The sequence below is a fragment of the Duganella rivi genome, assembly GCF_009857435.1.
In the GTDB taxonomy this organism is placed as follows: Bacteria; Pseudomonadota; Gammaproteobacteria; order Burkholderiales; family Burkholderiaceae_D; genus Rugamonas; species Rugamonas rivi.
Genome location: NZ_WWCK01000003.1, coordinates 798,255 through 820,556 on the forward strand (window position 1 = coordinate 798,255; position 22,302 = coordinate 820,556).

20 protein-coding genes are annotated in these 22,302 nt (G+C 62.1%); 8 read left to right on the forward strand and 12 right to left on the reverse strand.

Going from position 1 to position 22,302, the window contains the following annotated elements:
* Positions 1 to 12 precede the first annotated feature (12 nt).
* Positions 13 to 498 (reverse strand): low molecular weight protein-tyrosine-phosphatase, encoded by a 486-nt coding sequence (locus GTP45_RS12185; RefSeq protein WP_161014109.1) that lies wholly within the window; start codon positions 496 to 498, stop codon positions 13 to 15.
* A gap of 54 nt (positions 499 to 552) precedes the next feature.
* Between GTP45_RS12185 and GTP45_RS12190 the strand changes: the two genes are divergently transcribed.
* Positions 553 to 1,446 carry an alpha/beta hydrolase family protein gene (locus GTP45_RS12190; RefSeq protein WP_161014110.1) on the forward strand — a complete coding sequence of 298 codons (894 nt, stop codon included), beginning with the start codon at positions 553 to 555 and terminating at the stop codon, positions 1,444 to 1,446.
* Positions 1,447 to 1,479: 33 nt separating this feature from the next.
* On the forward strand, positions 1,480 to 1,842 hold the full coding sequence (locus tag GTP45_RS12195; protein ID WP_161014111.1) for a DUF4870 family protein: 363 nt from the start codon (positions 1,480 to 1,482) through the stop codon (positions 1,840 to 1,842).
* Here GTP45_RS12195 and GTP45_RS12200 read toward each other — a convergent pair.
* From GTP45_RS12200 to GTP45_RS12210, 3 genes are read right to left on the reverse strand one after another with little or no spacing between them, the layout of a single operon-like run.
* Positions 1,814 to 3,256: a UdgX family uracil-DNA binding protein gene (locus GTP45_RS12200; RefSeq protein WP_161014217.1), complete on the reverse strand. Its 1,443-nt coding sequence runs from the start codon at positions 3,254 to 3,256 to the stop codon at positions 1,814 to 1,816. The two genes, GTP45_RS12195 and GTP45_RS12200, sit on opposite strands and share 29 nt — an antisense overlap.
* Entirely contained in the window at positions 3,253 to 4,485 is a 1,233-nt protein-coding gene (locus GTP45_RS12205; RefSeq protein ID WP_161014112.1) for a putative DNA modification/repair radical SAM protein, read from the reverse strand. The genes GTP45_RS12200 and GTP45_RS12205 overlap by 4 nt, the downstream gene beginning before the upstream one ends.
* Positions 4,486 to 4,535: 50 nt before the next feature.
* The gene (locus tag GTP45_RS12210) at positions 4,536 to 6,173 is read right to left on the reverse strand and encodes a methyl-accepting chemotaxis protein (protein ID WP_161014113.1); all 1,638 of its coding nucleotides are present in this window, start codon (positions 6,171 to 6,173) and stop codon (positions 4,536 to 4,538) included.
* 99 nt (positions 6,174 to 6,272) lie between these two features.
* On the opposite strand from GTP45_RS12210, the gene GTP45_RS12215 reads away from it, so the two are divergent.
* Together GTP45_RS12215 and GTP45_RS12220 are read left to right on the forward strand one after the other, a co-directional pair.
* Positions 6,273 to 7,268: a TauD/TfdA family dioxygenase gene (locus tag GTP45_RS12215; RefSeq protein WP_161014114.1), complete on the forward strand. Its 996-nt coding sequence runs from the start codon at positions 6,273 to 6,275 to the stop codon at positions 7,266 to 7,268.
* A 50-nt stretch (positions 7,269 to 7,318) separates the two neighbouring features.
* Positions 7,319 to 8,695, forward strand: coding sequence for an MFS transporter (locus tag GTP45_RS12220; protein WP_161014115.1), 1,377 nt, complete (start codon positions 7,319 to 7,321; stop codon positions 8,693 to 8,695).
* Here the strand turns inward: GTP45_RS12220 and hisC are convergent.
* The 5 genes from hisC to rimO form a co-directional block, all read right to left on the reverse strand.
* The gene (gene hisC / locus GTP45_RS12225) at positions 8,676 to 9,734 is read right to left on the reverse strand and encodes a histidinol-phosphate transaminase (protein WP_161014116.1); all 1,059 of its coding nucleotides are present in this window, start codon (positions 9,732 to 9,734) and stop codon (positions 8,676 to 8,678) included. The genes GTP45_RS12220 and hisC overlap by 20 nt on opposite strands.
* A complete protein-coding gene (locus tag GTP45_RS12230) occupies positions 9,734 to 10,900 on the reverse strand; it encodes a cystathionine beta-lyase (RefSeq protein ID WP_161014117.1) in 1,167 nt (388 codons plus the stop codon). The genes hisC and GTP45_RS12230 overlap by 1 nt, the downstream gene beginning before the upstream one ends.
* Positions 10,897 to 12,126, reverse strand: a complete 1,230-nt coding sequence (locus GTP45_RS12235; protein ID WP_161014118.1) for a YncE family protein — start codon at positions 12,124 to 12,126, stop codon at positions 10,897 to 10,899. Before GTP45_RS12235 ends, GTP45_RS12230 begins: the two co-directional genes overlap by 4 nt.
* Positions 12,123 to 12,959, reverse strand: a complete 837-nt coding sequence (locus tag GTP45_RS12240; RefSeq protein ID WP_161014119.1) for a creatininase family protein — start codon at positions 12,957 to 12,959, stop codon at positions 12,123 to 12,125. The genes GTP45_RS12235 and GTP45_RS12240 overlap by 4 nt, the downstream gene beginning before the upstream one ends.
* A 79-nt stretch (positions 12,960 to 13,038) precedes the next feature.
* Complete coding sequence (rimO, locus tag GTP45_RS12245; RefSeq protein WP_161014120.1) at positions 13,039 to 14,430, reverse strand: 30S ribosomal protein S12 methylthiotransferase RimO; 1,392 nt, start codon at positions 14,428 to 14,430, stop codon at positions 13,039 to 13,041.
* Between the two features lie 104 nt (positions 14,431 to 14,534).
* Between rimO and GTP45_RS12250 the strand changes: the two genes are divergently transcribed.
* From GTP45_RS12250 to GTP45_RS12265, 4 genes are all read left to right on the forward strand, one after another.
* A complete protein-coding gene (locus tag GTP45_RS12250) occupies positions 14,535 to 15,542 on the forward strand; it encodes a LacI family DNA-binding transcriptional regulator (RefSeq protein ID WP_161014121.1) in 1,008 nt (335 codons plus the stop codon).
* Between the two features lie 106 nt (positions 15,543 to 15,648).
* Positions 15,649 to 16,122, forward strand: coding sequence for a TspO/MBR family protein (locus tag GTP45_RS12255; RefSeq protein ID WP_161014122.1), 474 nt, complete (start codon positions 15,649 to 15,651; stop codon positions 16,120 to 16,122).
* Between the two features lie 19 nt (positions 16,123 to 16,141).
* Positions 16,142 to 16,846, forward strand: coding sequence for a GTP cyclohydrolase I (folE, locus tag GTP45_RS12260; RefSeq protein WP_161014123.1), 705 nt, complete (start codon positions 16,142 to 16,144; stop codon positions 16,844 to 16,846).
* Positions 16,847 to 16,859: 13 nt separating this feature from the next.
* Entirely contained in the window at positions 16,860 to 17,282 is a 423-nt protein-coding gene (locus tag GTP45_RS12265; protein ID WP_161014124.1) for a BLUF domain-containing protein, read from the forward strand.
* A gap of 14 nt (positions 17,283 to 17,296) precedes the next feature.
* Here GTP45_RS12265 and GTP45_RS12270 read toward each other — a convergent pair whose 3' ends face one another.
* The 3 genes from GTP45_RS12270 to GTP45_RS12280 all read right to left on the reverse strand — a co-directional run bounded on the left by GTP45_RS12270 (position 17,297) and on the right by GTP45_RS12280 (position 22,302).
* On the reverse strand, positions 17,297 to 18,574 hold the full coding sequence (locus GTP45_RS12270) for a DASH family cryptochrome (protein ID WP_161014125.1): 1,278 nt from the start codon (positions 18,572 to 18,574) through the stop codon (positions 17,297 to 17,299).
* 107 nt (positions 18,575 to 18,681) lie between these two features.
* Positions 18,682 to 21,099, reverse strand: a complete 2,418-nt coding sequence (locus GTP45_RS12275; protein ID WP_161014126.1) for a TonB-dependent receptor — start codon at positions 21,097 to 21,099, stop codon at positions 18,682 to 18,684.
* Between the two features lie 117 nt (positions 21,100 to 21,216).
* On the reverse strand, positions 21,217 to 22,302 hold the full coding sequence (locus GTP45_RS12280; protein WP_161014127.1) for an ABC transporter ATP-binding protein: 1,086 nt from the start codon (positions 22,300 to 22,302) through the stop codon (positions 21,217 to 21,219).

The window sequence follows — 22,302 nt, forward strand, 5'->3', positions numbered from 1 at the left end:
CATAGCATAATACTACCTTATCTTTTTGCCGCCGAGCGTAGCGATCAAGCCATCTGTCGCATCCTCGATATAGTCTAGTACGAGGTCGAAGCCTTTGCCGCCGCCGTAGTAAGGGTCGGGCACCACGTCCGAACCGCTGCGGGTGGCGTGCGACATCATCAGGCCCAGTTTGTGGCGGTGCTGCGGCGGGCAAGCCGCTTGCAGCAACTTGAGGTTATCGTGGTCCATCGCCAGCAAATGGTCGAAGTCCTCGAAGTCCTGCGCGCTGACCTTGCGCGAGCGCTGGGCCGACAGATCGTAGCCACGCTTGGCCGCGAATTCCATCGAGCGCGCGTCGGGCGGTTCGCCGACGTGGTAACCGTGCGTGCCGGCCGAATCGATGAGAAAGCGCTCGCTCAATCCCGCAGCGGCCACGCGGTGGCGGAACACGCCTTCCGCGGTCGGCGAGCGGCAGATATTCCCCATGCAGACAAACAGCACCGATACCGGCTTGGCCATGGGATACTCCTTATATAATCAACATGGTTGCATTTTATCGTTTAAGGAGCAGGAATGACATCGAGCTGCGGCTGCCGCCTCGTGAATATCAAGGATGCCGTGCAAGGCGCCGTGGTGCCGGTGGCGTTTCTCTACCCTGCTGCCGCCCAAGAAAGGCCCGAGCAGTTCGGCCCTTACACGCTGGAAGTAGCGCTCGACGCGCCGCCCGCCGACGGCGTCTATCCGCTGATCGTGATCTCGCACGGGAACTCCGGCACGCCGTGGGCCTACCGCCAATTGGCCAAGCACCTTGTACTGGCAGGCTTCGTGGTCGCCCTGCCCGCCCATACCGGCAATACGCGGCACGACAACTCGCTGGCCAACACCGCTGCCAATCTGGCCAATCGCCCGCGCCATATCACGCTGGCCATCGACGCCGCATTGGCCGATGCCGTGCTGGCCGCGCACATCGACAGCGCCAGGATCGCCGTCATCGGCCACTCCATCGGCGGCTATACCGCGCTGGCGGCGGCAGGTGGGGTTGCCTGGACTGGGCCGCGCGAAAACAAGGGCGCAGAACCAGCGCCAGTAGCCATCACGCCGGACGCGCGCATCCGCGCACTGGTGCTGCTGAATCCAGCCACGTTCTGGTTTATTGACGGCTCGCTGCGCACCCTGCGCCTGCCGATCATGATCCGCACCGGCGCCAAGGACGAACTCACGCCGATCGAGCATGCGCACAAAATTATTGAAGGCGTGGCCGATCCATCGCTGGTCGAACATAAAGACATACCCGGCGCCGGCCACTTTGCCTTCATGAGCAAGTTCCCGCCGGAGATGACGCGGCCAAACTTCAAGCCCTCGCAAGACCCGGAGGGCTTTGACCGCGAAAGCATCCAGCCCGAATTCTTCGCCGATGTGACCAGCTTCCTCAAGCGAGCACTGTGCGCCAGCCATTCGGCCAATTAGTTATACTTAAAACAAAACGACCAAGGAGAGATCATGTCGCAAGAACTGGTACTGGACAACCGGCTGGAATCGGCCAAGAGCACCGCGTGGTGGCTGTACCTGATCCACGCTGTCAGCTTCGTGTTTTCGCTGGGCGCGTTTTCCATCCTGCCGCTCATCTTCAACTACCTGCAACGGCCCAGCACCGAAGGCACTTTCGTGCACAGCCACCACACCTGGATGATCCGCTCGTTCTGGTGGTACATCGTGTGGATCGTGGTGGGCGCAGTGTTCTTCATGACCATCATCGGCATCCCGATCGCGTGGCTGATCTGGATTGGCGCGTGGCTGTGGAAGGCTTACCGGCTGATCGTCGGCGTCACCCGCATTAACCGGAACGAGCCGGCCCCAGTGTAAGCGCCTGCCGCAGGCCGGCGACGATCACGTCGTAGGCCTGGCGGCGGCTCTCCTCGTCGCGCGCGCGCAGCACAAACGACGGGTGGTAGACCGCCACCACCCAGCGGCCATCGTGCTGGAACGGCGCCTCCATCATCGCACCCATGGTCGCGCTGCCGTCTTGCAGCACCGATTTCAGCGCCGTCGCGCCCATTGCCACCACCACCTCCGGCTGCACCCGCGCCAGCTCTTCTTCCAGCCACGCGTGGCAGGCAGCCACCTCGCGCTGGGCCGGTGTCTTATGCAAGCGGCGCTTGCCGCGCAGCTCCCACTTGAAATGCTTGACGGCGTTGGTCAGGTAAACCTGGTCGCGCTCCACGCCGGCTTCGGCCAGCGCCCGATCCAGCACCGCGCCAGCGGGGCCGACAAACGGCAAGCCTTGCAAGTCTTCCTGATCACCGGGCTGCTCGCCGACCAGCATGATGCGCGCGCCCTGCGGCCCAACACCGGGCACCGCTTGCGTGGCGTCTCGCCATAGCTCGCAACGGCGGCACTGATCCAGCGTGTTCGGTGCCTCGCGCTGCGGTTGCGCGCGTTCCGGCGTAACGGCGATGGTGGTCGCGCCAGCGCGGCGGCCGACGGCGTCGACTTGCCCGCTGCGGCGTTCGCCGTTGGCGGCCGCGCTGATCATGCCCGGCACGATGGCGCCTTCCGGCAGATTTTTCCAGAAACGCGATGGAATATGGCTGCGCAGCAGGTCAGCGTTCAGGCGTGCGGGATTGAAAATGCTGCGGTAGTAAGTGAGCCACAGTGCTTCGCCGACATCCTCGATATCGGCCGCGCTGCGCATCAGCGGCGGCGCGTCGTGCAGCTGTTCGCCGTCCCACAGCACGGCGGCGGCGGGCGTGGCGATCATCCATGTTGCGTGGCCCATGCGGTCGGCGAAATGCCGGGCCACTTGCGGCAGCACCTCGTGCGTCGGCTCGAACCAGGCCACGAAGCGCGGCGCGCCGTGTTGCGGATCGCGTTCGCGGAAACGGATATAAGCGTGCATATCGTGCTCCTCGCGGCGGACGGCTTTGACCATGGCGTACAGGCGCGCACCGTCCGGGTCCGCCGCCGAGATCACATCATGCTCGCCCTGCTGCCAGCGCCATGTGACTTTGTAGAGGAAGGCCCAGCGATCCACGGCGCTGAAGCAAGCGGCACTGGCCAGCATCGCCATTAACTGGCGCGGCACGCGCAAAACTTGCGCGCCCGGAACGGCGCTGGCTGCGGGCGCCGCGCCGACGGGTTCCGACGCACCGGTAGAGAATAAATCGCCATCGGTGTCGCTGGATGCCCATTCTACGGATTCGGGCGGCACGCGGCGCGCGATTAATTCCCGCGCCGCAGCGCGCCACTCGTCGAACGATTGCACCACCTTGCGCATCATGCCGCCTGTAGCTCCGGCCACAAGTTCATCTGCCGCGGTGCATCCGCCATCGCGCGCCGCAAGTGTTCCGAGGCGCTGGCGTCGTTGGCGGGAAAATAATCTGCCGTGATAATGAAGGGCGAGATCTTCTTCATACTGCAACGCAGGCGCGATAGATCCGCGTAGCGCACTTGCCGCAAACGGCGCAGCTCAACGATACGATGCGCATTGCGCAAGCCGATGCCCGGCACGCGCGCAATCATGTGCGGCTCGGCGCGATTCAGGTCAAGAGGAAAATGCTCGCGATGCGCCAGCGCCCACGCCAGCTTGGGATCAATGTCCAGCGCCAGGTTGCCGCCGCTGGCTGGCAGCAATTCATCGGCCTGGAAACCATAACTGCGCAACAGGAAGTCGGCCTGGTATAAGCGATGCTCGCGCAGCAGCGGCGGCGGCGCCAAGGGCACGCTCTTGGGACTCTGCGGAATCGGGCTAAACGCCGAATAGTAGACGCGCTTGAGCTTATAGCTGCCGTACAGTGTTTCCGCCGTCGACAGGATTTTCTGATCATCGCTGGTGTCGGCGCCGACTATCATCTGCGTGCTCTGACCCGCCGGCGCAAAGCGCGGAGCCTTGGGCTCTTCTGCTTTTTCATCGAGCTTGCGGCGAATCGCGCCCATCGCCAGCTTGATGGTGTGGACACTCTTTTCCGGCGCCAGCCTTTGCACGCTATCCTGCGTGGGCAACTCGATGTTGACGCTCAGGCGATCCGCGTAGCGCCCAGCCGCCGCAATGAGCGCAGGATCGGCGTCCGGTATCGTCTTCAGGTGGATATAGCCGCGGAACTGGTGTACCTCGCGCAACTGGCGCGCTACCTGCACCAGCTGCTCCATGGTGTAATCGGCCGACTGGATGATGCCTGAGCTGAGGAACAAACCATCGATGTAATTGCGAAGATAAAAATCGGTCGTGAGCTTGACTACCTCGGCCACCGAAAAGCGCGCACGCGGTACATTGGACGAACGCCGGTTCACGCAATACTGGCAGTCGTACAGGCAGTAGTTCGTCATCAAGACCTTCAGCAGCGAGACACAGCGCCCGTCCGGCGTGTAACTGTGGCAGATGCCCATGCCGGTGGTGGCGCCAAAGCCTTGCTTGCCCACGGAGGTGCGCTTGGGCGCCCCGCTGCTGGCGCAGGATGCGTCATACTTGGCTGCATCGGCCAGGATTTCCAGCTTGTCCTTCAACTCCATCTCTGCCTCGCTATACTGTGTTTATATACAGTATAACAGACACCGCTCTCCTAGTGCGACGCAATCGACAGGCGCCGTTGCACCGGCGCCCGGCGCGACAGCAGTACGGCCGCAGTGCTTGGAATGCCGCGCAGCGTCCCCTCCTCCTGCGCGCTGAGACGGAACACGCTCACCAGCTGCGCCAGCGCGGTGGCCTGCTCCTGCATGCTCTGCGCCGCCGTTGTCGCTTGCTGCACCAGTTCCGCGTTCTGCTGCGTCACCGTGTCCATCTGCGTAATCGCCTCGTTGACTTGCTCGATGCCGCGGCTTTGCTCCGTGCCAGCCTGCGTAATCTCGGCGATCAAGTCGGTGACTTGCTGCACGCTGGCGACCACGCGCTCCATGGTGACGCCGGCTTCCGCCACCAGCTTGCTGCCCTCTTCCACCTGGCTGACCGAGTTGCCGATCAATTCCTTGATCTCCTTGGCCGCACCGGCCGAGCGCTGCGCGAGGTTGCGTACTTCCGACGCCACCACTGCAAAGCCGCGACCTTGCTCGCCGGCGCGCGCTGCCTCCACCGCCGCATTCAAGGCCAGGATATTGGTCTGGAAGGCGATGCCGTCGATCACCGAGATGATGTCGCCGATCTTGCGCGAAGAAGCGTTGATCGACTCCATGGTGTGTACCACGCGCCCCACCACGTCGCTGCCCGCCTGCGCCACGCCCGATGCCGAACCCGCCAGTTGATTGGCCTGCTCCGCGGCATCGGCATTCTGGCGCACGGTGGAAGTTAATTCCTCCATCGACGCCGCTGTCTCTTCCAGCGAGCTAGCCTGCTGCTCGGTGCGCGACGACAGATCGAGGTTCCCGGCCGCGATTTGATCCGAGGCCGCCGCAATCACGTGGGTCGAGCTGCGCACGTCGGTGACGATCTTGGCGAGGCTGTCGCGCATCTGCTTCATCGCATACAGCAGGCTATGCGTATCACCGGCGCGCACCTCCACGTGGGCCGACAAATCACCGGCAGCAATGCGGCTGACGATATCGGTGGCGTACGCCGGCTCGCCACCCAAGCCGCGCATCAGGCGGCGCGTAATCAGCACCGCCAGGGCCGCGCCCAGCACCATGCTGCCCAGGATCAGCGACACAATCAGCACGCGCGACGATTCGTAGCGGCGCAGCCCCTCGGCCGCCGCTTCCTTGCCGCCGTCGGAGTAGAAATTGACCAGCTTATCAACCTGCCCGCGCATGGAGACAATCAGCTTATTGGATTCGCCGCGAATCAGCTTCTTGGCGCCTTCGGAGTCGCCGGCGCGGACGGCGGCGCGGATCCTGGCGTCTTCCGCCATGTAGCGGCCCCACTGCTCGGTGAACTGGCCGTACAGCTCTTTTTCGGTTGCCGTTTCCAGCATTACCTCGTACTCGCTCTGCATTTTTTTCAGATCGTCGAGATCGGCCGCGATCACTTTGTCGTATTTATCCATCTCTGCAGGATCGGTGGAGATAATATATTGAAACTCACGCGTGCGTATTCGCGCTACTTGCGATTTTATATCCTCAATAATTCTCACACTCGGCAACCAGCGTGATGAAAGCCGCGTCGATATTTCATTCACTTTTGCAAGTTCAAATATCGAGAATACGCCTACGATAGCCGTCATCAGCAGCACGCCGCAGAATGACAGGCCTAGCTTGGTTGCTATCTTCATGATATTCCCCTTCAATCATCTTTATAGTCCTTCCTTTAAATTTATCACAGCCCATTAAAATTAATCTAGAATAATTCGTGATAACTACTGGAGGTAAACATGCTGGTATCAATTGAATATCAAGGCAAAATCGTACAAGCGCTTGGTGAAATTAACTGGGGCAGCGATTTAAATATTATCTTTAATATATTGCGCAATCGTTTTGATAGTTTCAACGACAATGGCTTTTATCCCCACCCGGACGAAGTCGCGCTGCGGCAGGAGCTGAAAGAAGTCGCCACCCTGCGCAGGCTGGCGGAGCAGATTCGCGCGCTGGACGCCCACGGCGTGGTGCTGCGCAATCTCGGCCTCCAAGGCCTGCCCGAAGAACGCCGCAACGCCGCGCTGTACGCATTGACGCTGATGCTCGGCTACCCCACCTCCACCGACCAGCGCACCGGCCGCGTCGCATGGGACGTGAAGGCGCGGCCCGAGACCGGCGCTGACGGCCGCTTCGTCACCTTCTCCGAGCGCGTGGGCAGCGCCGACATGCACACCGATTCCTCGTTCTACCCGATGCCCGAAGAGCAGTTCATACTGTACGTGGTGAACGCCGCGCAGTGCGACGGCGGCCACTCGATCCTGATCGATGCCGACGACATCTACGACGGCCTGCATCGCACGCCGGAAGGCGAAGCTGCATTCGAACTGCTGCGCACCACGCCGGTGCCGTTCCGCGTGCCCGCCGTGTACGCGGCCGGCGATGACCAGGTAGAGATTTTTGAAGCGCTGGTATTCGGCCAGCCGCAGCGCGAGGACGACCGCTTCACCATGCGCTGGCGCTACGACAGCATCACCAAGGGTCTGGCCGCGCGGCCTGACATGCGCAGCCCGGAACTGATCGAAGCGATAGAGATCATGCACTGCGTGGCCGAGCAGGAAGCCGCGCGCTTCATGGAGCAACTGCCGAATGACACGCTGATGCTGGCCGATAACCACCGCATGCTGCACGGCCGCACCACCTACACCGACGAACGCCGCCACTTGATCCGTATCCGCATGTCGGACGTACCGAACGCCGAGCGCATCGGCCCTTCCGGCGTGGTGCGGGACTAAGCCATGAGCGTGCTGAGCGCGACCATATCAGCGTGGCGCGGAGCCTGCGCATGACGGCGTTAAACGCGGCCATTCCGGCGGACGGATTGGCGGCGCAGCCGCGCTTCCGCGCCATGCTGGCGGTGATGACGGCGGTGGCGATGGCGTCGCTGGACACCGCCATCGCCAACACCGCCTTGCCTGCGATGGCGGCGCAGTTGCAGGCAACGCCTGCGGACTCGGTCTGGATCGTCAACATCTACCAGCTGGCGATGGTGGCGACGCTGCTGCCGTTTGCCGCGCTGGGTGAGATCGCAGGCTACCGGCGCGTGTTCATCGTTGGATTGGTGCTGTTCACCGCCGCCTCGCTGGGCTGTGCGCTGGCGTGGTCGCTGCCTTCCCTGGTGGTGGCGCGATTCGTGCAAGGCGTCGGCGCCAGCGCGGTGATGGCCGTGACCACGGCGCTGATGCGCACCATCTACCCAGCGCAATTGCAGGGACGCGGCTTCGGCGTGAACGCGCTGGTAGTGGCGATAGCCTTTGCGGCAGGGCCGATGGTTAGCTCCGCGATTTTGTCGGTGGCTACCTGGCCATGGCTGTTTGCGTTAAACGTGCCGTTCGGCGTGACGGCATGGCTGGTAGCGCGGCAAGCGCTGCCTGGCAACGCGCGCAGCACGCATCGTTTCGATTACCTGGCAGCCAGCTATAACGCCATCGCTTTCGGCAGCTTGGTGCTGCTGGTCGGCGAAGGCGCGCATGGCGCAGCGCCGCAGCACTGGCTGGCGGAATTAGCGATTGCCCTGCTCTGTTTCGGCTTGCTGCTGCATCGCCAGCGCAAACATCCAGCGCCGCTGCTGCCGGTGGACTTGTTCCGCATTCCGATGTTTTCGCTATCCGCGCTGACGGCGGTCTGCACCTTCGCGGTACAAGGCGCGGCTTTCGTGGCGCTGCCGTTTTATTTTGAAGCGCTGGGCCGCACGGCCATCGCCACCGGCTTCCTGATTACGCCGTGGCCTGTCATGGTTGGTGTGATGGGACCAGTCGCCGGCCGCCTCAGCGAACGCTTTACAGCGGGCGCCTTGGGCTGCACAGGGTTGGTGCTGATGTGCGCAGGCATACTGGCGCTGATCGCGCTGCCGTCCGCGCCATCGGATTGGGATATCGCATGGCGCATGGCATTGTGCGGCATCGGCTTCGGCTTATTTCAAGCGCCGAACATGAAGGCCATCATGGGCAGCGCGCCCTTGGCCCGCGCCGGTAGCGCCAGCGGCATGGTCGCCACCGCGCGGCTCACTGGGCAAGCAATTGGTGCGGCGACCGTGGCAGGCTGCTTCCTGCTGGCGGGGAGCGCAGGCCCGCGCGACGCCTTGATCGCGGCCGCCGTCTTTGCAGCAGCCGGCGCAATCATCAGCTTTGCGCGTTTGAAGATTAAGCCAGGATCAGCTTGAGCGCGTCCACCAGCTTGCTGCATTCCTCATCGGTGCCGATGGAAATGCGCAGGAACTGATTGATGCGCTCCGCCGTGAAATGGCGCACGAGGATGGCACGCTCGCGCAATCCTTTCGCCAATTGCGCACCGTCGTGCTGCGGATGGCGGGCAAAAATGAAGTTGGCCTGCGACGGCAGCACCTCGAAGCCCAGCGCCTGCAACTGCGCCGTCAGCCACGCGCGGCTGGCGATGATGGCGTTCGAGGTTTGCTCGGTGTACGCCACGTCGTCCAGCGCGGCGACCGCGCCAGCTTGCTGCACTTGGCCTAGCGGGTAGCAATTGAAGCTGTTCTTCACGCGTTCCAGGCCTGCGATCAAGTCAGGATGGCCGACCGCAAAGCCCACGCGCAGGCCGGCCAGCGAACGCGATTTCGACAGCGTCTGGATGACCAGCAGATTGTCGTAGCGGCCCAGCAGCGCCGCAGCGCTTTGGCCGCCGAAGTCCACATAAGCCTCGTCAATCACCACTACTTGCTCCGGGTGCGCCGCCACCAGCGCTTCGATCTGCTCCAATGACAGGCCAATGCCGGTCGGCGCATTCGGATTGGCGATGATGATGGCGCCGCACGGCTGGTTGTAGTCGGCGATGTTGATCTCAAAGCGCTCATTCAACGGCACCTGCAAGCACTCGATGCCATACAAGCTGCAATAAGTCGGATAGAAGCTGTAGCTGATGTCTGGCGCCAGCAGCGGCAAGTCATGCTTGAGCAAGGCGTGGAAGGTATGCGCCAGCACTTCGTCCGAGCTATTGCCGACGAAGACCTGCTCGCGGGTCAAACCGAAACGGCGCGCCACCGCATCCTTCACCACCGCGTTGGAGGGATCGGAATACTTGCGCAGGCCATCCCCGGCGGCAGCCTGCATCGCGGCGATAGCCTTGGGCGACGGGCCGTATGGATTCTCGTTGGTGTTCAACTTGACGAGGCCCGGCATCTGCACCTGCTCGCCCGGGGTGTAAGGCGTCAAGCCGTGTACCACCTTGCTCCAGAACTTACTCATTACAGCTCTCCAAATGCACGCTCTATATCCGCGATCAAATCATTCACGTCTTCCAGCCCGACGTTGAAGCGAACCAGTATCCCCTTGTCCGTCCAGTTCTTGCGCATATGCTGTATGCGGTACGGCATGACGAGGCTATTCGCACCGCCCCAGCTATAGCCGATCTTGAACAGCTTGAGCGAGTCGACAAAGCGGTCGGTTTGTTCTTCCGTGTAGCGTTCATCGAACAGCACCGAGAACAAGCCGCCCGCGCCGCTGAAGTCGCGTTTCCAGATCTCGTGGCCCGGGCAATCCGGGAAAGCCGGATGCAGCACCTTGGTGATCTCGGGCCGCAATTGCAGCCACGCCGCCAGCTTGCGGGCCGCAGCGTCGTGCGCATCAAAACGCAGGCGCATGGTCGGCAAGCCACGCGATACCAGGTAGGCGTCGTCCGCGCCCACGCCCATGCCGAGCCGCATGTGTGCGAGGCTGATGCGGTCGTGCAGATCGCGGTCGCGCGTGATCACGGCGCCCATCAGCACATCCGAACCACCGGATTGGTACTTGGTCAGCGCCTGCATGATGATGTCCACGCCGAGGTCAAAGCCGCGCAGCGCAAGGCCGGCCGCCCAGGTATTATCCAGTGCCACCAGCACGCCGCGTTCATGCGCAGCCTTGCAGATGGCAGGCAGGTCCGGCACTTCCATCGACACAGAGCCAGGCGCCTCGGTCCAAATCAGCTTGGTGTTCGGCTGGATCAGCGCCGCAATGCCCTCGCCGATCAGCGGATCGTAATAGCGTGCAGTGATGCCGTAATCGGCCGACAGCCAGCGCCCCAGTTCGCGGTTCGGGTTATAAACGTTATCGGGCAACAGCACATCATCGCCGGATTTGAGCAGCGCAAAGTCCACCATGGCGATGGCCGCCAAGCCGCTCGGAGCCAGCAAGCAGTGCTTGCCGTCTTCGATTTCAGCCAGCCGCGCTTCCAGCGTGAAAGTGGTCGGCGTGCCGTGCAGGCCGTAGGTATAGGCGTTCTTCTCTTTCCAATCACCCGAGCGCATGGCCGCCACGTTCTTGAACAGCACCGTGGAGGCATGATGAATCGCGCTCGGAAACGCAGCAAAGCCCTCCGGCGCCTGATAATCCGTGTGGATCAGCGCCGTTTGTGGAGACTTCTTCGCGCTCATCGCATATTGCCGGTGTGGCCCAGCGAGTAGCGGCCCGGTTGCGGCCACACGGTCAAGCCGTGCGGTTCCTGGCCGACCTTGACCTTCTTCACGTCGCCGTTGGCTGTGTCGATGCGGTACACCACATCGTCAAAGCGGCCCGACAGCCACAGGTACTTGCCGTCTGCGCTGACGTTGCCCATATCCGGGCTGCCGCCGCCGGGAATCGGCCACTGCGCCACTACTTTCTCGGTAGCGAAGTCGATTACCGTTACGCGGCCCTTGCCTTTCGGTTTGCCGTGGATGTTGTGCGTGCCGCGATTCGCCACATACAGCTTGGTGCCGTCGCGGCTTGGGTACAGGCCGTGCGCGCCAACGCCGGTCGGAATGAAGCCAACCTTGGTGAACGAGGCCGCATCGACAATGTGCACACCGTCTGCATCCATGTCGGCGATGTAGTAGCGCTTACCGTCCGGCGAAACGCGGATATCCTGCGGCATGCCCTTCTTCTTGCTGCACACCTCATTCGCCAGCAGCTGGTCGATCGGATCTTTTTCCGAGAAGCGCGTGGCCGGCATCGACAGCTTCAGGTAGCCCTCGACTTTGCGCGTTTGCAGATCGATGCGCGCCACCGAACCGGCGAATTCGCAGGTGAACATGGCATAGCGGCCGTCCGGCGAGAAATCGGCGTGGTTGATGCCGCCGCATTGCGGCACGTCGATGGCGTACTGCATCTGCATGGTCTTCGGATCGCGGAAGTCCAGGCGGTGCAAGGCTTCCGCCACCACGATGGCCGATTTGCCGTCCGGCGAGAAGTACATATTGTATGGATCATCGACCGGAATCTGCGTGCCCGGCTTGCCGGTGCGCGGATCGATAGGCGTCAGGCTGCCCTTGTTGGTGCGCTCGGCGTTATTCGCCACCCACAGCGATTGCAGATCCCAGCCTGGCACCACGTGCTGCGGGCCGACGCCGACCTTGAACTTGTCCACGACTTTCAAGGTCTCCGGGTCAATCACGTAGACGTCATTGGAACGCAGATTCGGTACGTACACGCGCGGCAGGTGGTCACGCACGGCCGGGCTCAGATTCGACGGCGCGATGCCGGCATACACGTTCGCCGGTGCGGCGGCAGGTACGGCGGCCGAAGCAGCCGGCGCGGTGCCCGATTGGGCCGCAAGCAAGCCTCCTGCGGCGATCAGACCGGTGGCGGCCAAGGCCGCATAGACGATATGATTAATTTTCATTTGGATTCTTTACTAGAAGTGGACGGCGCGCCATGCGCCGCAAAAGCAGAAATCGCAGCAACCGAGGTATCGACGATACGCTGCACGCCAAGCTTGCCCAATTCGGCAGTGGCGCGCCGCGCGTCGCCGCGCACGCCGTCGTTCACGGTCGGTGATGGACTACGCGCCAGCGCCTCGCTGCGGACCAGGGATTTATCAGTAGCCAGCATCAGCGACGCGTCGGCAAGGCCGGCGTGCAGGCCGATTTCGGCCTTGCTGTAGCCGCGCTTTTCAAGGTCGGCGATGAAAGGATCTTGCGTCACGTCGTAGTAGGCCAGCAGCGCCAGTGCGCCGGCCTTGCCATCCTTGGCCCAAGCCTTGTTCAAGCGCTGGGCCACGCGCGTTTCGCTTTTTTGATAACCGCCATGATCGCCCACCAAGACGATGTGGCGGAAGCCGTGCTGTCGCAGGCTCTGGCCGGCCGCGAACAGCAAATCTTCAAACGTGGATTCGGGGATGGACAAGGTGCCGGCAAACTTCATGTGGCCTGCGGGCGGCGTGATGCTGCCTTCCGGGACGTAGGCGACCACCGGAGCCACCACCGCGTTGCCCAGCTTTTGCGCGATCATCCGTGCCAGCACGGTAGCACGCACGTTGTGCTTGCCCAGCGCGATATACGGGCCGCTTTGCTCGGTGCCGCCGATGGGAATAATGGCGGTGGTCGCACCGCCGTCGATGCGCGCGCGCAGCTCGGTGCTGGTCATTTCTTCCAGCATGACCGGCGCTTCAGCCGCAGTGGCCGAGGCCATCAACATGCAAGCGGCAAGCGCCGCCAGAAATCTCAAGTCAGGCATAAGCTCATCTAACAAAAAAGGCGGACTGCCGTTACGCTAGTCCGCCTTTATTATAGAGGATGATTCGAAAATCGAACGCTTAAAGCGCCTCGCCCCACAAGTCGTGTGCATCCGATGTCGTGATTTTCACATCAACGAACTGGCCCACCGCCAGTTTCTTGTGCGGTTCAAACGGCGGCTTGACGTACACCACGCCGTCGATTTCCGGCGCATCGGCAGCCGAACGGCCTACGCCGCCGGTGCGGTTGACTTCATCGATCAACACGCGCACGGTCTTACCGACTTTCGCTTTCAGGCGCGCTTTCGAGATTTCTTCTTGCAGCAGCATGACGCGGCCGCGGCGCTCTTCGCGCACTTCTTCAGGCACTGGATTTGCCAGTTCATTGGCGGTTGCTCCTTCCACCGGCGAGTAGGCGAAGCAGCCCAGGCGGTCGATCTGCGCTTCTTTCAGGAAGTCCAGCAGGTATTCGAATTCTGCCTCGGTCTCGCCAGGGAAGCCGGCGATGAAGGTCGAGCGGATGGTCAGGTCTGGGTTCATCTTGCGCCACGCGAGGATGCGATCCAGGTTTTTCTCGCCGCTGGCCGGACGCTTCATGCGCTTCAGTACATCAGGATGCGCGTGCTGCATCGGGATATCCAGGTATGGCAGTACGTGTTCGCCCATCAGCGGGATCACTTGGTCCACGTGCGGGTATGGATAGACGTAGTGCATGCGCACCCACGCGCCGTAGGACTTGGCCAGTTCGCCCAGCGCTTCCATCAGCTGCGTCATGTGGGTCTTGATCGGGCGGCCGTTCCAGAAACCGGTGCGGAACTTGACGTCCACGCCGTAAGCCGAGGTGTCTTGCGAGATCACCAGCAGTTCTTTCACGCCCGACTTGAACAGGTTCTCGGCTTCCAGCAGTAGTTCGCCGATAGGCCGCGACACCAGGTCGCCGCGCATCGACGGGATGATGCAGAACGAGCAGCGGTGATTGCAGCCTTCCGAAATTTTCAGATAAGCGTAATGCTTAGGCGTCAGCTTGATGCCTTGCGGCGGAATCAGGTCGATGAACGGCTCATGCGGTTTCGGCAGGTGCAAGTGCACCGAGTCCATCACCTCGCCCAGCGCGTGCGGGCCGGTGACAGCCAGCACCTTCGGGTGGATCTTGGTGATCAAGTCCGAACCGTCGGTGTCCTTCTTGGCGCCGAGGCAGCCGGTCACAATCACCTTGCCGTTTTCGGCGAGCGCTTCGCCGATGGCGTCCAGCGATTCCTGCACGGCGGCGTCGATAAAGCCGCAGGTGTTGACGATCACCAGATCCGCGCCGTCGTAGGACTTGGCGGTCTCGTAACCTTCAGCGCGCAGCTGGGTCAGAATCTGTTCGGAGTCGACCAGCGCTTTAGGGCAGCCGAGCGATACGAAGCCCACTTTCGGTGCTGGCGCGCCGGCGGCTGGCTTAGGAAGACGGGAGAGTGGTTGCGATTGCATGATGGTTGCTTAAAACGTCACAAAGATTACGAGCAATCGACGATTATACCATGTTACGATAGTGGCTTAACGCCCTTTGTACATTGTTCTTCATAGGAGATTGTGTGGCAACACTGAAAGACGTCGCAATGCTCGCGGGTGTAGGCATGTCGACAGCATCGCGCGCCATTTCGGGCGCAGGCCCGGTATCGGCCGAAGCGATGAAAAAAGTCCAAGCCGCCATCGAACAGCTGAACTTCCGCCCTTCTTCCATCGGCCGCTCTTTATCGGCGCAGTCCTTGGGCATGATCGGCATTTTCGCTCCCTCCTTCTTCGGCGCCTACTACGGCACCATCCTCAAACAGACCGACATCGAACTGCGCGCCATGCGCCGCCACGTGGTGGTGGCCACCGGCTGCGGCGACGGCACGCCGCGCGAGGAGGCGATTGAAGCGGTCAAGTTCCTGATCGGCCGCGATTGCGACGGCATCGTGGTGCTGGGCCATGACCTGCTCGATGAAGACATGCAGATGCTGCATAAAATGCATCCGAAGATGGCTTTCCTGAACCGCCGCAGTCCGGCGCTGGAGACGTCGTCGTTCTGCCCCGATCACTACCACGGCGGCGAGCTGGCCGCGCGCACCTTGCTTGATGCCGGCCACCGGCAGCTGGCGGTCATCTCCGGCCCCACCGGCACCTCGGACAACGAGGAGCGCCTGCGCGGCTTCTTCGACGAACTGGCGCGGCAAGGCATAGCGCGCGACGCGGTGCGCCTGATTCCATCGGACTTCTCGCGCGAGGGCGGTTTCGCCGCCACGCAGCAGCTGATCAACGAGGGCCGCCACTTCACGGGCCTGTTCTGCGCCAACGATGAAATGGCGATAGGCTCGATGTCCTGCTTCCACCGCGCCGGCATCCGCGTGCCGCAGGACGTGTCGATCGTCGGCTACGACGATGACTACTCGGCCGAATTCTCGTCGCCGGGTTTGACCTCGGTGCACATCCCGATGCAGCAGCTGACGCAGAACGCCGTGCGCTGGCTGCTCAACATCTGCTATGGCACCCAGCACGATATCACGCGCGAGTTCCCGGTCACGGTGACAATGCGCGGCTCGGTCGCCGCACCAGCCTAACCCCGCAGGGCCGCAAAAGCGGCCCTTTTTAGCGCACGCTACTGATCAGTAGCTTTTTTTATCCATCGGTAGTAACATGGTGCATCCGCTTACCTGACCGATGCCCATGACTTTACGCTCCGCTCTCTCCCTAGTGGCCTGGATCGCTTTGACGGCCGGCTTTGCAGCACTGGGCGCCGCTGGATCAGCCAGCGCGCCAGTGTTTTACGCTCAACTCGACCAGCCTTCGTGGGCGCCGCCGGCATGGTTGTTCGGCCCCGCGTGGACGCTGCTGTATTTACTGATGGCGGTTGCTGCATGGCGCATCGCGCGCACCGAACATGCCAAACCCGCTTTGCAGTTGTACGTGGCGCAGCTGGTGCTGAACGCGCTGTGGAGTTGGCTGTTCTTTGCATGGCACCAAGGCGCGTTGGCGTTCGCGTGCATCATCGTGCTGTGGCTGATGATTGCCGCCACCATCGTGGTCTTCAAGCGCCGCGACCGAATCGCTGCGGCGCTGCTACTGCCTTACATCGGCTGGGTGAGTTTTGCGACGGCGCTGTGCTTCAGCATCTGGCAGCGCAACCCAGGCATGCTGTGAAACCCAGGGAATAATCACCATGAATGAACAGGCAATTGCCTACCGGGCCGACACCACTCCGGTGTCCGAACGCATCCGCGCGCGCCTCATGCAGCACGGCGCCCGCTTCCACGCCAACGACAACATCGCCGACTACATCGAGCCCGGCGAACTGGATGCCTTGCTCGACGAAGTGAGCCTGCGCATGCAGGGCGTACTGGAAAGCCTGGTGATCGATACCACCAACGATCACAACTCCCAGGACACCGCGCGCCGCGTCGCCAAAATGTATTTGCAGGAGGTGTTCGGCGGCCGCTATACCTCAGCGCCGTCGGTGACCGAGTTCCCCAACGTCTCGCACCTGAATGAGCTGATGATCATCGGCCCGATCACGGTACGCAGCGCCTGCTCGCATCACCTGTGTCCCGTGATGGGCAAGGTGTGGATCGGCGTGATGCCGAACCAGCATTCCAACCTGATCGGCCTGTCGAAGTATGCGCGGCTGGCTAGCTGGATCATGAGCCGCCCGCAGATTCAAGAGGAAGCGGTGGTGCAGTTGGCCGAACTGCTGCAAGAAAAGGTGCAGCCGGACGGTCTGGCGGTCATCATGGAAGCCGATCATTTTTGCATGCAGTGGCGCGGCGTCAAGGACAACGATGCGCGCATGATTAACAGCGTAATGCACGGCTCCTTCCTGAAAGATCCTGCGCTGCGGCGCGAATTCCTCGCTTTGATCAAACGTTGACCAAGGAGTTACCATGCTTGTTCGCCTACTGTATGCCAGCCGCTCCGCAGTCGAAACCGATTTCGCCGTCATCGAGATTTTGCACCAATCGCGGCACAATAACCCGCCCGCCGGCATTACCGGCGTGTTGTGTCACAGCGATCGGATGTACCTGCAAGTGCTGGAGGGTGGACGCGAGCAGGTGAACCGCCTGTATAACCGCATCATGAACGACCCGCGGCACACCGACGTGACCTTGCTGCGCTACGAGGAAATCAGCGAGCGCCGCTACGCCAGCTGGACGATGGGGCAGACCAACCTGGATAAACTCAACGCCGGCACGCTGCTGCGCTACTCTGTGCTGCCGGCGTTTGATCCGTACAGCTTGGGCGGCGAAAGTTCGCTGGCCTTGATCGATGAGCTGATGAGTGCAGCCGCTGTGCAGGGCCGCACATAACACGCACATAACATTCAGGCGGCCCAAAGACGGCGATAGGCGCCATCGGGGTCGTGCTCCGCGGCCTGCTTGTCGACATTGAAGCGGCGGCCGCCACGCGGATCGCTGCCACGGCCGGCGATGTACAGCCAGTTGCCCTGGTTGCTGTAGACATCGTAATCGATCAATTGCGATTCGAACCAGGCCGCCCCTGCGCGCCAATCACCACCCATTTCGTAGATCAGGTAACTGGCCGCCACCTGCCGCAAGCGATTGCTCATATAGCCTGTCGCCTGTAATTCGCGCATGGCGGCATCGACCAGCGGCTGGCCCGTGGCGCCGGTGCGCCAACGATCAAACATGGCGGCGTCGTGGGCAGGCTTGGGCAATGAGCTTAGGCCGCGCGCGTGATACAGGCGGATGCCGTGTTGCAGATGCAGGAAACGGAAATAGTCACGCCATAGCAATTCAAACCATAGCCAATAGCTGCCATCACTGGCGCCATGCGCCGCTTCAAACTGCCGCAACGCCGCCACAATATAGCGGGCCGACAGCGCGCCGCTGGCAAGCCATGGCGACCACTTGCTGGAGTAGTCCAATCCAGTGAGGCCATTGCGGGTCTGCTTGTAGGTGGCCGGCAGTTGGCGCTGCAGGTAACTCGCCAGGTGCGCCCTGCCCGCGGTTTCGCCGCCCGTCAGACCAGCCAGCGACGAACGCGCATCGTCCGCCCCGGGCGGCGCAAGCGGCGATGCAAGCAGGTCTTGAGGCAGCGTCACGCCGGACGGCCAAGGCGGCAAACTGGCCGGCGCCGGCAACGGCACCGGCGGCGCTAATTGCGCGCGTTCCACCGCTTGCCGGAACGGCGTAAAGGAAGCCGGCAAGGCCGCCGCTTCCCACGGCAGAACGGACGGATCGAGCAAGCTGCTCTGCCAGATAGGCTGCACCTGCAGTCCGGCGGCACGCAATGCCGCAACTTCCGCCTGCTCCTGCGGCGCGGCGATGTCCTCGCACACCACGCTGTGTGCGCCGACTGCGCGCGCCAGCCGTGGAAGCGTGATGGCGGCCGGCCCCTGGCAAATCAGCAGCGGGCAATTTAGCTGATCGAGCTGCTGCGCCAAGTCCTGCAGCGCAGCCGCCAGCCACGCGCGGCGATGCAGTCCAACACGTTCAAAGCCGAATTGACTCTGCTCGTGGAAATCGGGCAGGCAGTACACCGGCACCAGCTGGCGCGTTCCAGCCTCGCAAGCGGCGCGCAGCGCCAGTTGATCATGCAAGCGCAGGTCGTTGCGAAACCAAAATATCACGGTACTCAAGATGCGGTCTCCACGGCCAAGACATATTCGATATTAGCATGCAAAAAAAGGGCTGGCGCGGGGACGGCGCCAGCCCAAAGACACTACTACCCCCTACAACTACAACCTTAGAACTTCATCGATACGCGCGCGCCCAAGGTGCGCGGATTGTTGTAGTACGCCGCCCAGATCTGCTGCTTCGGCTGGCATGGTGCGCCAACCTGGGTGCAAACCTCGATCGCGTCGTACTTCACTTCCTTGTCGGTCGCGTTGTTCACAAACAGCTCGGCGGTGTAGGCCTTGCCGCGCGGTTCATAGCGCACGCTCAGATCCAGCGTGGTGTAAGCCTTCTGCATTTTTACACCCGGATGGCCCGGCACATCGTCCGAGAACGCGCCCGAACCAACAAACGATTCGGTCTCATAATGCGCCGAGATACGCGGCGTGATGCGGCCCTTGCCGGTGTCGAAGTCATGCTCGTACATCAGCGTGGAAGCAAACGTCGGCGCGTGTTTCAATACGCTGCCACCCACGTTGACGGTTGGCGCGGTGGTGCCGCACGACTGGCCGTTGGCGCGCGCTGCATCGACGTCGCAGGACAGGAAGTCGTCATAGCGCGCTTTCAGCCAGGTGGCGTTGCCGCTGAAGCGGTCAACACTGGTCGGGCGCCATGCCCATTCAGCTTCGATACCTTTCACCGAAGCGCCGGCCGCATTGAAGTTTTGCAGCGTGTTGTTCACCACTTGCGATTCCAGCTTGTCCTTGTACTTCATCCAGAACGCGTCGATGTTCAAGGACAGCTGGCGATCCAGCAGATCCGACTTGAAGCCGAATTCATAGCTGGTCAGCTTTTCAGGCTTGGTGGTCGCGCCGCCGTCGCCGATGGCCGGCGAGTGGAAGCCGGTGGTGACCGATGCGAAGGTCAGGATATCTTTCGATACCTTGTACTCCACGCGGCCCAGCCACGTCGCTTGGCCGTAGGCCAGATCGGCGGTGTTGTCGCCGTAGGTGTTGCCGCAGGTTGCCTGATTCACCGTTCCGCCGGGCCCGATGTTGTGGGTGTTGATGGTGCCTACGCCCGGCGTCACCAGTTGCGCGATCTGGTTTGGCGTCAGGGTCGCGCCGCGCGGCGCGTTATCGGGCCAGTTCGGGCATGCCCAGTTTTGGCCGCCGATGTCGAACTTGTGATCCTTGGTGTAGCGCGCGCCGGCGGTCAGCTTCCACACTGGATCGAGCTCATAGCTGGCTTGCGCGAAGGCGGCCTTCGAATGCAGCTGGCGATTGCCCTGGATGAAGGACATGGCCGATGCATACTGGCCCACGGTCGGCTGCACGAAGATCACGCTGCCGGTGGCAATGCTCTGCGCCAGCATCTCTTCCGAGATCTGGCTGCGGTCGATGTCGAAGCGGATCTTGTTTTTCTCCTTGAAGAAGAACAGGCCGCCCACCCATTGCAACGGCGCTTCGCTATCCGAGCGCAGTTGCAGCTCGTTCGACACGCTGTCGAATTGGCCCCATTCGGTGCGGTTCTCCGCTTTAAAGCCTGGGTAGAAACCGGCATCCGCATCGCTGGCGTTGCTGCGTTTCAGGCGGCTCCACGCGCCGAGGTACTGCGCCTCGATGCCATCAACCGGGCGCCATTGCACCTTGCCCTTGGCGGTGACGATGGATTGATCGAGCGTGCCGACCGTATCGATCAGCGCCGAGCGCAGTTCCTGACCAGCCTTTGGCTCGGCCGCCAGATAGATGTTGCCGGCGCCGGTGTCGGCGTAGTAGTCGGCGATGAAGGTCGCCTTCAAATCCGGCGTGAACTTCCACAGCAGCGACGCGCGCGCGCCCTGCTGGTTGCCGGCGCCGTACTTCTGCGCGCCCGGCATCACATTCGAACCTTTGCGGAAATCGACATAGCCGTCATGCTGGTCTTTAATCGCGGCGATGCGCAGCGCAATGTCGTCGCTCAGCGGGATGTTGATCATGGCCTGCGTTTGCAGGCGGTGGTAATCGCCGACGGTCACGCTGGCCGAGCCGAATACTTTCGAGGTGCTTGGCGCGCCCGATACCAGATTCACCGCGCCGGCAGTCGAGTTACGGCCGTTCAGCGTGCCCTGTGGGCCGCGCGCCACCTCGACGTGATTCAAGTCGTACATCAGCGCCGTGGCGCCTTGCGGACGCGCGACGTAAATGCCATCCACGTAGAACGCCACCGCCGGGTCGCCCAGCTCCGTGTGGTTGGCCGAACCCACGCCGCGCATGTAGACGTGCACACCACCCGAGTCGCTGTGCGGCTCCACCACCAGGCTAGGCACCATGGCGGTCATGGTCGCCAAATCCTTAACCTGGTTGTTGGCCAGCGTGTCCTGCGTGTACGCGGTGATGGCCAGCGGCGTGTCCTGCACCAGCGTGTCGCGGCGGGTGGCGGTGATGATGATTTTTTCGACCTCGCCGCCGGAAGCGGCCGGCGCATCGGCCGCCGCCGACTGAGCGTAAGCCGCGCCGGACGCCAGCGCGATTTGCGCAATGCTGAGAGCTAATATCGTTTTTTTCACTGGTCTATCTCCTCGTTTTCTTTTCAAGTGGAACCGCTTCCACCACGAGACGCGCGGAGGCGTCGGGCCATACCGTGGCAGACCCGGTGCTAAAGCTAACTACCAACTACGGTTTTGTCAGAGCCGCTGTTCGCTGGCTCCATCAAACAGGGAAATACGATTAGTACGAATCGAGAAGCTAATCTCCTTCTCGGGTTCAATCGGCTGCTGGTCTTGCACGATGCCCGCAACTTGCGTGCCGTGGAAGTCCAGCCATACAACGCGATGCGCGCCCATGGCTTCGATCAGCGAGACCGATGCGCGCACTGCCTGACCAACGCCGTCGCCATGACCGACGTCGATGTCTTCCGGCCGCACACCGAGCACACACGCGTGCTTGCCGGTCAGCGGCTGCTGGAATGGATAATCGGTGACATCCACCGACAGGTGTTCATTTTTGAAGATGGTGCGGCCACCTTGCTGTTCTACTTCGCCCTTGAACAAATTCATACCGGGCGAACCAAGGAAGGTGGCAACGAACAGATTGGCCGGCGTGTTGTAGATGACGTCCGGCGTATCGAACTGCTGCACCACGCCGCCCTTCATCACCGCCATGCGCTGCGCCAGCGTCATCGCTTCCACCTGGTCGTGGGTGACATAGATCATGGTGGCGCCCAGCTGCTTGTGCAGCTGCTTCAACTCGCGGCGCAATTCGGTGCGCAGCTTGGCGTCGAGGTTGGACAGCGGCTCATCGAACAGCATCACATCCGCTTCCCGCACAATCGCGCGGCCGATGGCGACGCGTTGGCGCTGGCCGCCCGACAGATTGGCCGGCTTGCGCTTCAACAGCGGGCCCAGTTGCAGCATCTCCGAAGCGCGCGAAACGCGGCGGGCGATTTCCGCCTTCGGCGTGCCGTTGATGCGCAGGCCGAACGACATATTCGATTCCACATTCATGGTCGGATACAGCGCGTACGACTGGAACACCAGCGCAATGCCGCGGTCTTTTGGATCGGCCCACGTCATATCCTTGCCGCCGATTTCAATCTGGCCGGCGCTGGTATCGATCAAGCCCGCGATACTGTGCAGCAGCGTCGATTTGCCGCAGCCCGAAGGGCCGAGCAGCACCACGAACTCCCCTGCTTTGACGTCGAGGTTGAGCGACTCGATGACCTTGTTGCCGCCCAACTGGATCTGCAAATTACGAATAGCTACGTTAGACAT

What these genes read in the sequence shown, in the direction of transcription:
- GTP45_RS12185 (WP_161014109.1), bottom strand. Translation starts at nt 498, where the DNA reads ATGGCCAAGCCGGTATCGGTGCTGTTTGTCTGCATGGGGAATATCTGC.
- GTP45_RS12190 (WP_161014110.1), top strand. Translation starts at nt 553, where the DNA reads ATGACATCGAGCTGCGGCTGCCGCCTCGTGAATATCAAGGATGCCGTG.
- GTP45_RS12195 (WP_161014111.1), top strand. Translation starts at nt 1,480, where the DNA reads ATGTCGCAAGAACTGGTACTGGACAACCGGCTGGAATCGGCCAAGAGC.
- GTP45_RS12200 (WP_161014217.1), bottom strand. Translation starts at nt 3,256, where the DNA reads ATGATGCGCAAGGTGGTGCAATCGTTCGACGAGTGGCGCGCTGCGGCG.
- GTP45_RS12205 (WP_161014112.1), bottom strand. Translation starts at nt 4,485, where the DNA reads ATGGAGTTGAAGGACAAGCTGGAAATCCTGGCCGATGCAGCCAAGTAT.
- GTP45_RS12210 (WP_161014113.1), bottom strand. Translation starts at nt 6,173, where the DNA reads ATGAAGATAGCAACCAAGCTAGGCCTGTCATTCTGCGGCGTGCTGCTG.
- GTP45_RS12215 (WP_161014114.1), top strand. Translation starts at nt 6,273, where the DNA reads ATGCTGGTATCAATTGAATATCAAGGCAAAATCGTACAAGCGCTTGGT.
- GTP45_RS12220 (WP_161014115.1), top strand. Translation starts at nt 7,319, where the DNA reads ATGACGGCGTTAAACGCGGCCATTCCGGCGGACGGATTGGCGGCGCAG.
- hisC (WP_161014116.1), bottom strand. Translation starts at nt 9,734, where the DNA reads ATGAGTAAGTTCTGGAGCAAGGTGGTACACGGCTTGACGCCTTACACC.
- GTP45_RS12230 (WP_161014117.1), bottom strand. Translation starts at nt 10,900, where the DNA reads ATGAGCGCGAAGAAGTCTCCACAAACGGCGCTGATCCACACGGATTAT.
- GTP45_RS12235 (WP_161014118.1), bottom strand. Translation starts at nt 12,126, where the DNA reads ATGAAAATTAATCATATCGTCTATGCGGCCTTGGCCGCCACCGGTCTG.
- GTP45_RS12240 (WP_161014119.1), bottom strand. Translation starts at nt 12,959, where the DNA reads ATGCCTGACTTGAGATTTCTGGCGGCGCTTGCCGCTTGCATGTTGATG.
- rimO (WP_161014120.1), bottom strand. Translation starts at nt 14,430, where the DNA reads ATGCAATCGCAACCACTCTCCCGTCTTCCTAAGCCAGCCGCCGGCGCG.
- GTP45_RS12255 (WP_161014122.1), top strand. Translation starts at nt 15,649, where the DNA reads ATGACTTTACGCTCCGCTCTCTCCCTAGTGGCCTGGATCGCTTTGACG.
- folE (WP_161014123.1), top strand. Translation starts at nt 16,142, where the DNA reads ATGAATGAACAGGCAATTGCCTACCGGGCCGACACCACTCCGGTGTCC.
- GTP45_RS12265 (WP_161014124.1), top strand. Translation starts at nt 16,860, where the DNA reads ATGCTTGTTCGCCTACTGTATGCCAGCCGCTCCGCAGTCGAAACCGAT.
- GTP45_RS12280 (WP_161014127.1), bottom strand. Translation starts at nt 22,302, where the DNA reads ATGTCTAACGTAGCTATTCGTAATTTGCAGATCCAGTTGGGCGGCAAC.